Origin of the sequence: Kitasatospora sp. NPDC088861, from assembly GCF_044750105.1 — a bacterium.
Taxonomy (GTDB): domain Bacteria; phylum Actinomycetota; class Actinomycetes; order Streptomycetales; family Streptomycetaceae; genus Kitasatospora.
In genome coordinates, this window is record NZ_JBIVJF010000016.1 from 13334 (window position 1) to 28203 (window position 14870).

At 72.7% G+C, this 14870-nt stretch carries 13 protein-coding genes; 8 read left to right on the forward strand and 5 right to left on the reverse strand.

Features of this window, described 5'->3' with window-relative positions:
* Window positions 1–19: 19 nt before the first annotated feature.
* Window positions 20–1801 (reverse strand): glyoxylate carboligase, encoded by a 1782-nt coding sequence (gene gcl / locus ACIP37_RS24370; protein WP_363587296.1) that lies wholly within the window; start codon window positions 1799–1801, stop codon window positions 20–22.
* A 790-nt stretch (window positions 1802–2591) separates the two neighbouring features.
* Here gcl and ACIP37_RS24375 point away from each other — a divergent pair.
* Together ACIP37_RS24375 and ACIP37_RS24380 are read left to right on the forward strand one after the other, a co-directional pair.
* Window positions 2592–4076 carry a SulP family inorganic anion transporter gene (locus tag ACIP37_RS24375; protein WP_363587322.1) on the forward strand — a complete coding sequence of 495 codons (1485 nt, stop codon included), beginning with the start codon at window positions 2592–2594 and terminating at the stop codon, window positions 4074–4076.
* Window positions 4077–4180: 104 nt separating this feature from the next.
* Entirely contained in the window at window positions 4181–4477 is a 297-nt protein-coding gene (locus ACIP37_RS24380; RefSeq protein ID WP_400810127.1) for an MTH1187 family thiamine-binding protein, read from the forward strand.
* Between the two features lie 55 nt (window positions 4478–4532).
* On the opposite strand, the gene ACIP37_RS24385 is transcribed toward ACIP37_RS24380, so the two are convergent.
* Window positions 4533–5018, reverse strand: a complete 486-nt coding sequence (locus tag ACIP37_RS24385) for a DoxX family protein (protein WP_363587298.1) — start codon at window positions 5016–5018, stop codon at window positions 4533–4535.
* A gap of 151 nt (window positions 5019–5169) precedes the next feature.
* Here ACIP37_RS24385 and ACIP37_RS24390 point away from each other — a divergent pair, with 151 nt between their 5' ends.
* The 3 genes from ACIP37_RS24390 to ACIP37_RS24400 all read left to right on the forward strand — a co-directional run bounded on the left by ACIP37_RS24390 (window position 5170) and on the right by ACIP37_RS24400 (window position 8048).
* Window positions 5170–5751, forward strand: a complete 582-nt coding sequence (locus ACIP37_RS24390; RefSeq protein ID WP_363587299.1) for a TetR family transcriptional regulator — start codon at window positions 5170–5172, stop codon at window positions 5749–5751.
* A gap of 105 nt (window positions 5752–5856) precedes the next feature.
* Window positions 5857–7290 carry an MFS transporter gene (locus ACIP37_RS24395; RefSeq protein WP_400844502.1) on the forward strand — a complete coding sequence of 478 codons (1434 nt, stop codon included), beginning with the start codon at window positions 5857–5859 and terminating at the stop codon, window positions 7288–7290.
* Window positions 7287–8048 (forward strand): glucose 1-dehydrogenase, encoded by a 762-nt coding sequence (locus tag ACIP37_RS24400; RefSeq protein WP_363587301.1) that lies wholly within the window; start codon window positions 7287–7289, stop codon window positions 8046–8048. Before ACIP37_RS24395 ends, ACIP37_RS24400 begins: the two co-directional genes overlap by 4 nt.
* Before the next feature lie 103 nt (window positions 8049–8151).
* On the opposite strand, the gene ACIP37_RS24405 is transcribed toward ACIP37_RS24400, so the two are convergent.
* Window positions 8152–8814: an SMI1/KNR4 family protein gene (locus ACIP37_RS24405; protein ID WP_363587302.1), complete on the reverse strand. Its 663-nt coding sequence runs from the start codon at window positions 8812–8814 to the stop codon at window positions 8152–8154.
* 293 nt (window positions 8815–9107) lie between these two features.
* On the opposite strand from ACIP37_RS24405, the gene ACIP37_RS24410 reads away from it, so the two are divergent.
* The 3 genes from ACIP37_RS24410 to ACIP37_RS24420 all read left to right on the forward strand — a co-directional run bounded on the left by ACIP37_RS24410 (window position 9108) and on the right by ACIP37_RS24420 (window position 12389).
* Window positions 9108–10028 carry a sugar ABC transporter permease gene (locus ACIP37_RS24410; protein WP_363629634.1) on the forward strand — a complete coding sequence of 307 codons (921 nt, stop codon included), beginning with the start codon at window positions 9108–9110 and terminating at the stop codon, window positions 10026–10028.
* Entirely contained in the window at window positions 10025–10933 is a 909-nt protein-coding gene (locus ACIP37_RS24415) for a carbohydrate ABC transporter permease (protein WP_400844505.1), read from the forward strand. The genes ACIP37_RS24410 and ACIP37_RS24415 overlap by 4 nt, the downstream gene beginning before the upstream one ends.
* 64 nt (window positions 10934–10997) lie before the next feature.
* Window positions 10998–12389 carry an ABC transporter substrate-binding protein gene (locus ACIP37_RS24420; RefSeq protein WP_363587305.1) on the forward strand — a complete coding sequence of 464 codons (1392 nt, stop codon included), beginning with the start codon at window positions 10998–11000 and terminating at the stop codon, window positions 12387–12389.
* A 132-nt stretch (window positions 12390–12521) separates the two neighbouring features.
* On the opposite strand, the gene ACIP37_RS24425 is transcribed toward ACIP37_RS24420, so the two are convergent.
* Both ACIP37_RS24425 and ACIP37_RS24430 read right to left on the reverse strand, forming a co-directional pair.
* Window positions 12522–13499 carry a DMT family transporter gene (locus ACIP37_RS24425; RefSeq protein WP_400844509.1) on the reverse strand — a complete coding sequence of 326 codons (978 nt, stop codon included), beginning with the start codon at window positions 13497–13499 and terminating at the stop codon, window positions 12522–12524.
* A 29-nt stretch (window positions 13500–13528) separates the two neighbouring features.
* On the reverse strand, window positions 13529–14566 hold the full coding sequence (locus ACIP37_RS24430; protein WP_400844512.1) for a lysine-2,3-aminomutase-like protein: 1038 nt from the start codon (window positions 14564–14566) through the stop codon (window positions 13529–13531).
* Window positions 14567–14870 lie beyond the last annotated feature (304 nt).

A 14870-nucleotide genomic window follows, 5' to 3' on the forward strand; every position in this document is an offset into this window, starting at 1 on the left:
CGAGCGGCCCGCGGCGGGCTCAGGGCGCCAGCGGCTTGACGGCGGTCGGCGCGTGCTCGGGGAGGGTGGCGATCTCCTCCCACTCGTTGACCTTGTCGATGTCGGCGGCGGCCATCGAGATGTTGGTGACCCGCTCCAGGATCGCCTCGACGACGACCGGGACGCGGAACTCGGCGGCCAGCTTCTTGGCCTCCTCGAAGGCCGGCAGCAGGCCCTCGGGCTCGGTGACCCGGATCGCCTTGCAGCCCAGGCCCTCGGCGACCCGGACGTGGTCCACGCCGTAGACGCCCAGCTCCGGCGCGTTGATGTTCTCGAACTCCAGCTTGACCTGGAAGTCGATGTCGAAGTTGCGCTGCGCCTGGCGGATCAGGCCCAGGTACGCGTTGTTCACCAGCACGTGGACGTACGGGATGCGGTGCTGGGCGCCGACGGCCAGCTCCTCGACCATGAACTGGAAGTCGTAGTCGCCGGAGAGCGCGACGACCTGGCCCTCGGGGTCGGCGGTGGCGACGCCGAGCGCGGCCGGGATGGTCCAGCCGAGCGGGCCGGCCTGGCCGCAGTTGATCCAGTGCCGCGGCCGGTAGACGTGCAGCAACTGCGCGCCGGCGATCTGGGAGAGGCCGATGGTGGTGACGTAGCGGGTGTCCGGGCCGAACGCCTTGTTCATCTCCTCGTAGACGCGCTGCGGCTTGATCGGCACGTCGTCGAAGTGGGTGCGACGCTGGAGCCGGGCCTTGCGGTCCTGAGTGGCGGCGGCCCACTCGCTGCGGTCCTTGAGCCGCCCGGCGGCCTTGAGCTCCTGGGCGACCTGGAGGAAGAGCTCCAGCGCGGCCTTGGCGTCGGAGGCGATGCCGAGGTCGGGGGCGAAGATCCTGCCGATCTGGGTGGGCTCGACGTCGACGTGGACGAACGTGCGGCCCGCGGTGTAGACGTCCAGGCCGCCGGTGTGGCGGTTGGCCCAGCGGTTGCCGATGCCCAGGACGAAGTCGGAGGCGAGGAAGTTCTCGTTCCCGTAGCGGTGCGAGGTCTGGAGGCCGACCATGCCGGCGTTCAGCTCGTGGTCGTCGGGGACGATGCCCCAGCCCATCAGGGTCGGGACCACCGGGACGCCGGTCAGCTCGGCGAACTCCCGCAGCAGTTCGGCGGCGTCGGCGTTGATGACGCCGCCGCCGGCGACGATCAGCGGGCGCTCGGACGCCTGGAGCAGCGCGAGCGCCTTCTCGATCTGGATCCGGTTGGCGGCGGGCTTGTAGACGGGGAGCGGCTGGTAGGCCTCGGGGTCGAAGTCGATCTCGGTCAGCTGGACGTCGATCGGCAGGTCGATCAGGACCGGGCCCGGACGGCCGGAGCGCATCAGGTGGAAGGCCTGCTGGAACACACCGGGGACCTGTGCGGCCTCCAGCACGGTGGTGGCGGCCTTGGTGACGGGCTTGGCGATCGAGGCGATGTCGACGGCCTGGAAGTCCTCCTTGTGCAGGCGGGCGACGGGGGCCTGGCCGGTGATGCACAGGATCGGGACGGAGTCGGCGATCGCCGAGTACAGACCGGTGATCATGTCGGTGCCGGCCGGGCCCGAGGTGCCGATGCAGACGCCGATGTTGCCGGCCTTGGCGCGGGTGTAGCCCTCGGCCATGTGGGAGGCGCCCTCGACGTGCCGGGCCAGCGTGTGCCTGATCCCGCCGGAGGCCTTGAGCGCGGCGTAGAACGGGTTGATGGCCGCGCCCGGCACGCCGAACGCGACCTCAACGCCTTCGAGCTTGAGGATCTCCACGGCCGCGCGGGCGGCTGTCATACGAGGCATCGGGTATCTCCTGCGTCGGCCCGCAGTGGGTCGGAGGGCTCATCTCCAGAATTCCACCATACGGAAGAACGGTTTCTGTATGTGGAAATACGGTACGGCTGGCCTCGGCGGGGCGTCAAGGGGAGGTCCAACAGAATGTGGAAGCCGGCCCCGGGGGGTGAAACCGCAGGTCGCCGCGGGCGTCCGAGGGGCGGGGAGACGGGGCCGGGCTCGTACAGGTGGGCGCCGATCGCGCTGGTGTGCCCGGGGAGCCGGTCGTTCCGCGCCGGAAAGCGCGGCCGGTGTGCAGTGCGGGTGAAGGGACGGTGCCCGAGGTCGGCCCACCCCGCACCTCTGGGTACCGTCGGTGGCACGCCGGGCCCGTGATGTCCAACTGAGGCCGTGGCAGGGGGATTCGGGACGGTCCGGGAGTGGGGGAGCTCCGGCGGCCGGTCCCGTCCAGGACCAGCGTGCCCGGTCCGCCGCACCCGAGCGAGGGACGCACCCCCTGGCCGCACCGACCCGACACCCGCCGCCGCCGTCCGGTCCGCCCGGACCTGCGGCCGTACCGCTGTCGCCCCTCCGCGCGGTCGACCTCCCTTCCCTCTCCTCACCCCCCTGCGACCTCCTCACCCCCCCCTGTGACGGCGTGCCCGCAGCGGCGGGCGCGCGAAAGGAACGCCGCCATGCGCTGTCTCCCTGCCCGCCCCCCGGTGGTGACCGGGTGAGCCGAACGCCCCGCCGCCGCAAGGCCCCGCCGGGCCACCCCGGCAAGGCCGCCCCGCCGGGCCGCCGCCGGCCCCCGCTCGCCGTGCTGCGCGCCGTCCCCTGGCGCTACGACCTGCCCGCCTCGCTGGTGGTGTTCCTGGTCGCCCTGCCGCTGTGCGTCGGGGTGGCGGTCGCCTCCGGCGTCCCCGCCGAACTGGGTCTGGTCACCGGCATCGTCGGCGGCCTGGTCGTCGGCCTCCTGCCCGGCAGCAGCCTCCAGGTCAGCGGCCCGGCCGCCGGGCTGACCGTCCTGGTCTACGACGCCGTCCAGCGCTTCGGCGTCACCGCCCTCGGCCTGCTCGTCCTCGGCACCGGGCTGCTCCAGATCGCGATGGGAGCGCTCCGGCTCGGCCGCTGGTTCCGGGCGATGTCCGCCTCGGTGGTGCACGGCATGCTGGCCGGCATCGGACTGACCCTGCTGTTCGGCCAGCTGTACGCGCTCGCCGACCGCCGCGCCCCGGCCACCGGGCCGGAGAAGATCGCCGGACTGCCCGACCTGCTGGCGGACGTGGTCACCGGCGTGGCCGACCCGAGCGCGGTCGCCCTGGGCCTGGCCACCCTGCTCGTGCTGGTCGGCTGGAAGTACCTGCCCGGGCGCGTCGCCCGCGGCGTCCCCGCGCCGTTGGCCGCGGTCGGGCTGGCCGCCGCCGTCACGGCCGCCGCCGACCTGCCGGTGGCGAGGGTCCGGGTGTCCGGCCTGCTCGACGTCGTCCACCTGCCCGACCGTGCCGCGCTCGGCGCGGTGGCGGGCACCGCCGGCCTCGGTACGGTCGTCGCCTTCACCCTGATCGCCTCCGCCGAGACGCTGTTCAGCGCCGCCGCCGTCGACCGGATGCACCACGGCCGGCGTACCGACTACGACCGCGAGCTGACCTCCCAGGGCATCGGCAACACCGTCTGCGGGCTGCTCGGCGCCCTTCCGATGACCGCGGTGATCGTCCGCAGCGCGGCCAACGTCCAGGCGGGGGCGCGGACCAAGGCCTCGCGCACCCTGCACGGGCTCTGGCTGCTGCTGTTCACCGCGCTGCTGCCCGGCGTGCTCGGGCTCGTCCCGCTCACCGCGCTGGCCGCCGTCCTGGTCCACGCCGGCGCCAAGCTCGTCCCGCTGCGGCGGATCGCCGCACTCTGCCGCGGCCACCGGGGCGAGGCGCTGGTGCTCGCGGTGACCGCGAGCGCCATCATCGCCACCGACCTGTTCGAGGGGGTGCTGATCGGCATCGGCCTGGCCGTGGCCAAGTCCGCCTGGCAGACCTCGCACCTCCAGATCGGCCTGGAGGAACTGGTCCTGCCGTCCGGCGAGGCCCTGCAGCGCGTCCGGCTCACCGGCAACGCGACCTTCCTGCGGCTGCCCCGGCTGCTGGACGCCCTGGAACGGCTGCCGGCCGACCGGCCGGTGGAACTCGACTGGTCCGGGCTGCGCCACCTGGACCACGCCTGCACGGTGGCCCTCACCGCGTGGGCCGCCCAGCACCGGGCCCGCGCCACTGCTCCGCTCGCGGTCGAACCGCCGCTGCCGACCGTGGTGTGAGCGCCGGCAAGGCTGGTTAGCCTGGTCGCGGCCCGGACCGGAACCTGGTCCCGGCCACGACCAGTGCTGCCGGTGAGTGCCGTCGGCGGAAGGAGCGCAGAGCCGTGATCGCAGCCTTTTCGGTGACCCCGCTGGGGATCGGCGAGGACGTGGGAGAGGCGGTGGCAGCAGCCGTCCGGGTGGTCCGGGCGAGCGGACTGCCCAACCGGACCGACGCGATGTTCACCAGCATCGAGGGGGAGTGGGACGAGGTGATGCCGGTGATCCGGGCGGCGATCGAGGCGGTGAAGGCCTACAGCGGCCGGGTGAGCACGGTCATCAAGATCGACGACCGGGCCGGGGTCACCGACGGGCTCACCGCCAAGGTCGCCTCGGTGGAACGGCACTTGGCCGAGGACTGACCCCGCACAGTCAGTCCGTCGAGCCGCTCGTCGGGCCCTGGGCCGGGCCGGGTGCTCAGCCGGTCTGGCCCTGGTGTGCCCCGGCCGGGGCGGGCTGGGCGGCCGGCTCGGCCGTGGTGCGCCGGGCCAGCAGCCGGTCCAGGGCGTAGGGGCCGGAGCCGAGCACCGCGATGGCGAGGAAGGCCCAGCAGAACATGACGGAGGGTTCGCCACCGTTCTGCAGCGGCAGCAGGGAGTGCTCCTGGTGCACGGTGAAGTAGGCGTACGCCATCGAGCCGGAGCAGAGCAGGGCGGCGGTCCGGGTGCCGACGCCGAGCAGCACCAGGGCGCCGCCGACCAGTTGGATCAGCGCGGCCCACCAGCCGGGCCACTGACCGAGCGGGACGGTGCCGCCGCCCTTGGTGCCACCGAGGACGCCGAAGAGCGAGGCGGCGCCGTGGCAGGCGAAGAGCAGCCCGACGACGACCCGGAAGGCCGTCAGGACGAGCGGGCGGGCGGCCTCGGCCGCCTGCTGGGGAGAGGTGGGAAGGTTCGCGGGCATGGGGAAACGCCTCCTGTGGGGGGAGGAGGAGGTACGGGGCGGTAAGGGTAGCCTTGGTCTAGTCCACTTGGCAATGCTCCGTCAGATCCCACGTGTGCGACCTTCGGGGAGGATCTTGACCGACCGTTCTGGAAAGGGTTAGCGTTCACCCATGGCGCGAACGAAGGAATTCGACCCGGACGCCGTGCTCCAGTCGGCCCTTGAGCTGTTCTGGCGGCGCGGTTACGAGGCCACCTCGATGGCCGACCTGGTCGAGGAGCTCGGGATCGCCCGGGCGAGCATCTACGCCACCTTCGGCAGCAAGCACGAACTGTTCCTGCGGGCGCTGGAGCGGTACGGCGAGCAGGCCGACCCGGTGCTCCTGGCCGAGCTCTCCCAGCCCGGCCCGGTGCTGCCGGCCGTCCGCGCGCTGGTCCGCCGGTTCGCGGCGGAGTCCGCCGAGGACGGGCTGAAGCGCGGGTGCTTCATCACCAACACCGCCGTCGAGCTCGCCGCGCGCGACCCCTCGGCGGCCCGCCGGGTGGAGGCCGGGCTCGGCCACCTGGAGACGGTGCTGACCGCCGCCCTGGTCCGGGCCGAGGCGCAGGGCGAACTGCCCGCCGGGCGGGACCCGAGGGCGCTGGCCCGGATGCTGCTGGTGCTGTTGCAGGGCGTGCGGGTGCTGGGCCGGACCGCCGACGGCGCGTCCCGGGTGCGGGACGCCGCCGAGCAGGCGCTGGTGCTGCTCGACTGACGGGTCGACTGGCGGATCGTGGGGCGATGGCGGGGCGACGGTGGAGGTCGCCTCTTGCTGTCCCAATACTGGACCGAACGGTCATTATGGAGAGGGGGGGGTTCCATGAGTGTCGCCACGGCCGACCGGCCCGGTTTCGCCCTGCTCGGCGGCGTGCAGGCCACGCTGATCTTCACGATCATGATCCTGTCCGTGCCACTGCCCCTGGTGGCCCGGGAGTTCGGGCTCGGCCCGTCCGGTGTGCTGCTGCTGAGCGCCGCCTACGGGCTCTCCTTCAGCGCCCTGCTGCTCCTCGGCGGGCGGCTGACCGACCGCCACGGCGGCCGCCGGCTGCTGAGGGTGGGCCTGGCCCTGCTCGGCACCGCCTCGATCGCCTGCGCCCTCGCGCCCGGCTACCCCGTCCTGCTGGCGAGCCGCTTCGCCCAGGGCGTCGGCGCGGCCCTGGCAGCCCCGGCGGCGGTCGCCGTGGTCCGGGTGCTGCGGCCCGGACCCGCCGAATACCGGCGGGCGATGGCCGCCTGGGGCGGCCTCTCGGTGCTCGGCGCCACGGCGGGCAACCTGCTCTCCGGCGCCGTCGCCGCCTGGGTCTCCTGGCGCTGGCTGTTCGCGGTGCCCGTGCTGGTCGCCCTCGTCGGCCTGGTCCGCTCCGGCTCGCTGCCGCCCGCCGAACCCGCCGGCCGACCGTCGGCCGTCGGCCGGCCGGGGCTGGACCTGCCCGGCGCCGCCCTGGCCGCCGCCGGTGTCTGCGCGGCCAGTTACGGGCTGGTGGCGTCCACCGACCACGGCTGGCGAAGCCCGGGGACGCTGCTGCCGCTGGCCGCCGGGCTCGCCCTGCTGTGCGCCTTCGCCGCCGTCGAACGGCACACCGCCGACCCGCTGCTGCCGCCCGGCTTCCTCGCCGACCGCCGCCGGGCCACCGCCCTCGCCGCCGTCATGGCGACCGCCGCCGGCACCGCGCTGACCTTCCTGCTGCTCGCGCTCTACCTCCAACAGGTCCGCGGCTGGGGCGTGCTGGCCACCTCCGCCGCCTTCCTGCCGTACGCGGCGGCACTGCTGACGGCCGGTCGCCTGGCCGGGCCGCTGACGGCCCGCTACGGCGCCGTCGCGGTCACCGCCGGAGGACTCGCCCTCGCGGCGGCCGGGCTCGGCCTGCTGGCGGGCCTCGCGCCCGGCAGCGACTACGCCACCGGGCTGCTGCCCGGGCTGCTCCTGCTGCCCACCGGGGCCGCTACCGCCTTCGCCGGCGCGGCCGTGCTCGCCACCGCGGGCGTGCCGCCCGAACGGACCGGCCTCGCCGCGGGCGTGCTCAACACCGCGATGGAACTCGGCCCCACCGCCGGGGTGGCCGCCCTGATGGCGCTCGCCGCCACCCGCCCGAGCGTGGTCGGCGGCTACGCCGCGGCCTTCGCGGCGGCGGGCACCGCCCTGGCGCTCACCGCCCTCGCCGTCGCCATGCCGGCGCGGGTGACTCCCGAGACCACCACAGAGACCGACACCGCACCAGAACGCACCATCCAGATCAAGGAGCACCTCTCATGACCACGCGTTTCATCGGCAAGTCCGTCCTGGTCACCGGCGGCGGCAGCGGTATCGGACGGGCCGTGGCGCTCGCCTTCGCCCGGGAGGGCGCCCGGGTCGCGGTCGCGGGCCGCAGCGCGGGCCCGCTCGCCGAGACGGTCGAGCTGATCGAGCAGGCGGGCGGCAAGGCCGTCGCGCTGACCGGCGACGTGGCGGACGGTCAGGACGCCGCCCGGCTGGTCCGGGAGACCGTCGAACTCCTCGGCGGCCTGGACGTCGCCGTCAACAACGCCGGGGTGTTCGGCGCCGTCGGCCCGGTCGCCGACATCGACGAGGACGAGTGGCACCGGGTGTTCGCGGTCAACCTGACCGGCACCTGGCTCGCCATGAAGCACCAGATCGGCCACATGCGGGCCCACGGCGGCGGCGCGATCGTCAACATCTCCTCCAACCTCGGCGTCCACATGCGTGTGCCCGGCCTCGGCGCCTACGCCGCCAGCAAGGCCGCCGTCACCGCGCTGACCCGCAGCGCCGCCCTCGACCACATCGCGGACGGAGTCCGGATCACCATGGTGAGCCCCGGCCCGGTGGACACCAGCATGTCCACCCGGCCCGGCGAGAACGCCGACGACAAGGCCGCGCGGATGAAGGACAGCCTCCCCGTCGGCCGGGCGGGTGCGGTCGAGGAGGTCGCCGCCGCGGTGCTGTACCTGGCCTCGTCCGAGGCGGGCTTCACCGTCGGCGCCGACCTGGTCCTGGACGGCGGCGCCACCGCCTGATCCACCCGTGGCCCAACGGCCGCGCGGCGCCCCGTCGTTGGGCCAACGCCTGATCCACCCATGGCCCAACGACCGGTCGGCGCACCGTCGTTGGGCCGTCAGGTCACTGCTCGGCCAGTGCGCCCCGGGCCTCCTCGGTCCGGGCCCGGGCCACCACGAGGTCCTCGTCGAGCTCGACGACCAGCACGTCCGGCCCGGTGAACCAGCGGCAGCCACGGCCGAGCCGGGGCAGCTCCGCCAGCCCCTCCGGCACCTCCACTCCGGACTCGGCGAACACGCTCAACTCGTCGTCCTGCAACAGCTTCTCCACCATCACCATCGCCGTCGCGGCCGTCGAGAAGCGCTCCTCCCAGGGCTCCCAGCGCTCTTCCGACTTGTCCGCGAGGTCGAGCCGGCCCACCGTCGGCGGATCGTCCTGGTCGAGGTCGGCCAGCAGGACGCCCCAGTGCGCGCACGCCTGGTTCTCCTCCTGGTACACCAAAGCGCCGTCCAGGACGAACAGTTCCTCCGGCGACAGCAGCCGGTTGTGGTTGCCGGTGAGGTCCTCCCGGCGGCCGAACAGCAGGTACGCCTCGCGCAGCGCGGCCGGCAGCCGCAGGCCCAGGCGCCCTTCGGCGGCGTCGAGTTCGGCGTCCGTGAAGCCGTCGTCGGGCCGCAGCGGCTCGCCCCAGTAGGCGGCGAAGCCCTCGACCAGCGCCCGGGCGCCCGCGCGGCCCCGCAGGGATTCGGCCATCGCGGCCCGGATGTCGAATTCGGTGTCGTCCATCCGGGAACCGTACGACGCCCCACCGACAGTCCGGGAACCGTACGACGCCCCACCGACAGTCCGGTGCCACCGGAGGGCGTACCGGAACGGGCGGGGGCGCGCCGCACATCCTGCCCGCCCACGACCGGCCGGGGACGCGCCCCAACGCCCGTCCGCCCACGACCGGCCGAATCTGACGCGAACGCGTAATCCCACCGACACCCGTTGCTCACCGTGGGGTTTCCGACCCGTCGTGTGGGCAGGACACGGTTTCGGCCGGAACCGACGCAACGAAAGGCGGGACGCGCAAACCCATGCCGACCGCACCACACACCAAGCCCCACCCGGGCCGCCGAAGCCGCTGGGGTGAGCACGGCCTCGCCTGGGCCTTCCTGCTGCCCTCCCTGGTGGTCTTCGTCCTCTTCATCGGCTACCCGCTGGGACGGACCATCTACCTGAGCGGACACGCCAACGACCTGTTCGGCGCGCCCTCGCGCTACGTCGGGCTGAAGCACTACACCGAGCTGCTGACCTCGGCGGACTTCCGGCGCACGCTCGTCACCACCGCCCTGTTCACGCTGCTCACCGTGGTGCCCGGCGTGCTGGGCGCGCTGGTGCTGGTGCTGCTCCTGGAGAACCGGATCCGGGGCGTGCGGCTGCTGCGCTCCGCGTTCGCGCTGCCCTTCGCCTTCTCGGTGGCCAGCGCGTCCGTGGTCTTCGCGGTGTTCTTCAACCCCGCCAGCGGGGTGCTCAACGGCCTGCTCTCGCACGTCGGGCTGGGCCCGATCGGCTGGCTGACCGACTCCCGGTACGCGCTGGTCTCGGTGGCCGTCACCACGGTGTGGATGAGCCTCGGCTACAACGTGCTGGTGCTGTCCGCGGGCATCGGCTCGATCCCCGGCGAGATCCTGGAGGCCGCGCGGATCGACGGCGCCTCGGGGCTGCGGCTGGCCCGTTCGATCACCGTGCCGATGCTCGGTCCGAACCTGTTCTTCCTGACCGTGGTCTCCACCGTCCACTCGCTGCAGAGTTTCGGCCAGATCCACATCCTCACCAAGGGCGGCCCCGACGGCGCCACCCGGACCCTCGTCTACTCCGTCTACGAGAAGGCCTTCGCCTACGGCTCCAGCGACTTCGGCACCGCGAGTGCCCAGGCCGTGGTGCTGCTCGTGGTCGTCCTCGCCTGCACGGCCGTCCAGTTCGGCGTCCTGGAGCGGAAGGTGCACTACGCATGACCGTGACCGCCACCGAGGCCGGGCCCGGGGTCCAGGACGGGGCCGCCGCGCCGCGCCCGCGCCCCCGCGTGCTGGCCGGTCGTTCGCCGCGCGACCTGCTCGGCCGTGCCGCCGTCTACCTGCTGCTCGCCGTCGCCGTCGTCACCGTGGCCTTCCCGGTGTACTACGCGATCGCCGGCGCCTTCATGAGCCCGTCCGAACTCTCCTCCTACCCGCCGGCGCTGGTGCCCCACTCGGTCACCGGGCGGAACTTCGCCGGCGCCGTCGACACCGTCCCGCTGGCGAGGCAGTACGCCAACTCGGCGATCGTGGCGACCGTCATCACGCTCGCCCAGCTGTTCACCTCGGTCCTCGCCGCGTACGCCTTCGTGTTCCTGCCGCTCAAGGCGCGGGCCGTGGTGTTCGGGGTGTTCCTGGCGACGCTGATGGTCCCGTGGGAGGCCATCATCATCCCCAACTACCTGACACTGTCCGGCTGGGGGCTCGGGAACACCTACTTCGGCCTGGTGCTGCCCTTCCTCGCCTCCGGCTTCGGCACCTTCATGCTGCGGCAGGCCTTCCGGCAGCTGCCCGGCGAACTGCGCGACGCCGCGCGGATCGACGGCGCGGGCCACTGGCGGTTCCTGTGGCGGATCGTCGTCCCGCTCAACAAGCCGGCCCTGGCGGCGCTGTCGATCTACGTCTTCCTGTCCGCCTGGAACCAGTACTTCTGGCCGCTCATCATCACCCGCACGGCGAACATGCAGACCCTGCAGATCGGCCTCACCTCGCTGCGCGACTCCGAGATGTCCGATCCGGGCCTGATCCTGGCCGGCGTCGTGCTCTCCCTGCTGCCCACGCTCGCCCTGGTGGTCTTCGGCCAGCGCTTCATCGTCCGCGGTCTCACCGCGGGCGCCGTCCGCTGACCCGCTCCGCCGCTTCCTCCCGCTCCTTCGAGCACGTCCCTCCCGACAGAGAGAGAACCCTCCCGTGAAGAAGAGTGCCCGCGCGCTCGCGGCCCTGCTGGTGGCCGGCCTGTCCCTGACCGCCTGTAGCTCCGGCGACTCCACCTCCGGCTCCGGCGGCTCCTCCGACGCCGTCCCCGGTGCCCAGGCGCTCGACCAGGCCTCGGGCGTCACCGGCGTCGAGTTCTGGCACTCGATGACGGGGAAGAACGCCGAGGTCCTCACCGGGCTGGTCAGCCAGTTCAACGCCGCCCACCAGGGCAAGATCGAGGTCAAGGCGCAGTTCCAGGGCAAGTACGACGACCTGGTCGCCAAGTACAAGGCCGCGGTGCAGCAGAAGGGCACCCCCGCCCTGGTGCAGGTCTACGACATCGGCACCCGGTTCATGATCGACTCCAAGCAGACCGTCCCGGCCCAGGCCTTCGCCGACAAGGACGGCTTCGCCCTCGACGACCTCGACCCGAACATCCGCAACTACTACTCCGTCGGCGGCAAGCTCGTCTCGATGCCGTTCAACTCCTCCATGCCGCTGCTCTACCTCAACGCCGACGCCTTCAAGGAGGCCGGTCTCGACCCGGCCCAGCCGCCCAAGGACCTCGCCGACCTCGGCGAGCTGGCGAAGAAGCTGACCAAGAAGGACGCCGACGGCAAGACCGTCCGCTACGGCTTCGGCGCCGCCATCTACGGCTGGTTCGTCGAGCAGCTGCTCGCCGAGTCCGGCACCATGTACTGCGACCAGGACAACGGCCGCACCAACAAGGCCGGCAAGGCCGTCTTCGACTCCGCCCAGGGCGCGCAGATCGTCCAGTGGTGGGCCGACCTCGTCAAGGGCGGCTACGCGGCCAACACCGGCCGCAACACCGACGACGCCCAGGCCGCGTTCAAGGCCGGCACCGTCGCCATGCACCTGGAGTCCACCGGCGTGCTGCGCGGCTACACCGAGGCCGCCAAGTTCGCCGTCGGCACCGCGGCCTTCCCCAAGGTCGCCGCCGCCGACCAGGGCGGCCCGGTCATCGGCGGCGCCTCGCTGTGGATCAGCGGCCCCGGCCACTCCGACGCCGAGAAGCGCGCCGCCTGGGAGTTCGAGAAGTTCGTCACCGCCCCCGAGCAGCAGGCCGCCTGGCACACCGGCACCGGCTACTTCCCGGTCAACCGCAAGTCCCTGGACGACCCCAAGGACAAGGAGTGGGTGGCCAAGTACCCGCAGTTCCAGACGGCCATCGAGCAGCTCAAGGCCACCAAGCCCTCCCCGGCCACCGCCGGCTGCCTGCTCGGCGTGATGCCGCAGGCCCGCAAGGGCGTCGAGACGGCCATCGAGCAGACCATCGCCGGCTCCAAGACCGCCCAGCAGGCCCTGGCCGACGCGGCCAAGGAGCTCCAGCCCGCCATCGACAGCTACAACAGCTCCGTGAGCTGACCACCTCCCTGCCCCACGGTCACCGGCCCGACTCACGGCCACCGGCCCGCCCCACGACGGCCCGCCCGGCGCAGCACGCGCCCGGCGGGCCGCCGCCGTTCGGGACCATCGTCGGGGACGGCCGGTCGGGGCTCAGCCGTCGGAGTCCGCCCCGGGGATCTCCGAGAAGAGGAAGATCCCGGCCAGGATGAGCGCGGCCCCCACGTACTGCCAGACGTCGATGCGCTCGCCCAGGAGCGCCACGGCGAAGGCGAGTCCGAACACCGGGATGATGTTGAGCAGGACGCCCGCCGTGGTGACCGGGGTCCGCGTCACGGCGTAGTTGTACATCAGGAACGCCCCGGCCAGCCCGCCGCCGCAGACGCCCGCCGCGACGATCCAGTGCAGCGGGCGGGCGCCGCCGGTGACCAGACTGCCGCTGATGACCCACTGGCCCACGAACAGCGGCAGGGAGAACAGCAGGCCGAAGCCGAACTGGTAGGCCGTGGCGACCAGCGGATCGGTCTCCCTGACGACGCGTCCGGTGATGATGGTGGCCGCCGCGGCGGCGAACGTCCCGGCCAGCACCAGGAGATCCCCCACGCCGAGCCCCAGCAGGGCGTGGCTCCCGCCCAGCGCGGCGACGCCGACCGCGCCCAGCACGACGCCGCCGACACCGCGCGGCGTGGGTGCCCGGCGGCTGATCACCGCGGCCAGCGCCACGACGAAACAGGCCTCGGAGCCGCGGAGGATCGACGCCTGGGTGGCGTCGATCCGCGCCATCCCCAGTCCGATGGCCCCGTACCCCACCATCGGCTCGAACAGCCCGAGGAGGGCGAGGCGCTTCAACTGGTCGCGCGACGGGCGCCGGTGGCCGCCCCGGTACAGCAGGACGGCCCACGGCAGGGCGGCGGCGGTGAACAGGGAGACGGCGAGCACCGTCATGACGGGAAGTCCCCGGATGGAGTACTTCTCCGCGGTGGTCCACAGGCCCCAGATCGCCGAGGCCCCGATCAGCGTCAGCGTCCCTCCCGGGTGGCGGACGGCGTTGCCGAGCACGCCGGTGCCGGAGCCCCGGGGCGGGGGCGGCAGGGTGGGGTTCGGCCGGCGCGGGGTGGGTTCGGAGACCATGGGCCGGTGGTTCCCTTCGGCGGGGGCGGTCAGTCCTCGGTGGTCTTGGGCGGGTAGGTGTGCGTGATGCCCCACGGGTCGGTCACGGTCCCGTTCCCGTTCAGGTAGGTCGGGCCGATGGGCACCTTGCCGTGGCCGCCGGGGATGTCGAGCACGTAGGTGGGCTGGCACAGGCCCGAGACGCGGCCGCGCAGGCTGCGGGCGAGCACCTGCCCCTCCTTGATGGTGGTGCGGAAGTGGCTGGTGCCCACGGCGAGGTCGCCGTGGTGGAGGTAGTAGGGCTTGACCCGGTTGACGATCAGGGTGCGGAACAGGTCTTCCAGCGCCTCGGGGTTGTCGTTGACCCCCTTGAGCAGCACCGTCTGGCTGACCAGCGGGATCCCGGAGCCGGCCAGCAGCCGCAGCGCGCGCCGCGCGCCGTCGCCGATCTCCTGGCTGTGGTTGGTGTGCACGACGACCCAGACCGGAGTGTCCATGGTGAGGGCTTCGACCAGGTCCTCGGTCACCCGGTCCGGGTCCACCACGGGCACGCGGGTGTGGAAGCGGATCACCTTGACATGTTCGATCCCGTCGAGCGCCCTGAGGATCGGCCGCAGGCGGTCGGGCGACATGATGAACGGGTCGCCACCGGTGAAGATCACCTCCCAGATCTCCGGGTGGGAGCGGATGTAGTCCAGCGCGGCGGCGAGTTGGGACTCCTTCAGCATCGAGTCGCCGGGGCCGACCACCTCCCGGCGGAAGCAGAACCGGCAGTACACCGGGCACACCAGGACGGGCTTGAGCAGCACGCGGTCCGGGTAGCGGTGGGTGACGCCCTTCACCGGGGTGAAGGGATCGTCGCCGATGGGGTCCTCCCGCTCCTCCGGCAGGGAGGTCAACTCGTCTTCGGTGGGCACGAACTGACGGGCCACCGGGTCGTCCAGCTCGACGATGCGGCTGCGCATCGCCGGTGTGATGCTCAATGCGTACCGTTTGGCGACATCGGTGATCGCCGCGACCTGATCCTCCTGGATCAGGTGCTGTGCGAGCAGTTCCTTGGGAGTGCGGATCGGGCGCGAACCAGCCATGGGTTCAACTCCTGGAGAGAAACCGAATGGGGATCGTTCAGCGACCGGGCACGGAGGTGCCCGGGGAGAATCCGGGAACGCACGTCGGCGGACAGTGGAATTCCGGGGGCGATAGCGCCGCGAGGCTGCGAGGGTGCGGATCCGGAGGGCGATCCGGCGGCGAAACCCAGTCGGGACAGGTCCGTTTGTCCCTCGGCTGAAGGCCGACAATCAAGGACGCTACCCTCGGTGGTCTGAACGCGTCAAGGATCGTCTGTGGCGGTGTCCGGAGCCTCGGGTCATCGAATGGTGATGATCGATTCCG

Coding starts and splice junctions, on each gene's coding strand:
- gcl (WP_363587296.1), bottom strand. CDS start 1,801: ATGCCTCGTATGACAGCCGCCCGCGCGGCCGTGGAGATCCTCAAGCTC.
- ACIP37_RS24385 (WP_363587298.1), bottom strand. CDS start 5,018: ATGCCCGCGAACCTTCCCACCTCTCCCCAGCAGGCGGCCGAGGCCGCC.
- ACIP37_RS24390 (WP_363587299.1), top strand. CDS start 5,170: ATGGCGCGAACGAAGGAATTCGACCCGGACGCCGTGCTCCAGTCGGCC.
- ACIP37_RS24395 (WP_400844502.1), top strand. CDS start 5,857: ATGAGTGTCGCCACGGCCGACCGGCCCGGTTTCGCCCTGCTCGGCGGC.
- ACIP37_RS24400 (WP_363587301.1), top strand. CDS start 7,287: ATGACCACGCGTTTCATCGGCAAGTCCGTCCTGGTCACCGGCGGCGGC.
- ACIP37_RS24405 (WP_363587302.1), bottom strand. CDS start 8,814: ATGGACGACACCGAATTCGACATCCGGGCCGCGATGGCCGAATCCCTG.
- ACIP37_RS24410 (WP_363629634.1), top strand. CDS start 9,108: ATGCCGACCGCACCACACACCAAGCCCCACCCGGGCCGCCGAAGCCGC.
- ACIP37_RS24415 (WP_400844505.1), top strand. CDS start 10,025: ATGACCGTGACCGCCACCGAGGCCGGGCCCGGGGTCCAGGACGGGGCC.
- ACIP37_RS24425 (WP_400844509.1), bottom strand. CDS start 13,499: ATGGTCTCCGAACCCACCCCGCGCCGGCCGAACCCCACCCTGCCGCCC.
- ACIP37_RS24430 (WP_400844512.1), bottom strand. CDS start 14,566: ATGGCTGGTTCGCGCCCGATCCGCACTCCCAAGGAACTGCTCGCACAG.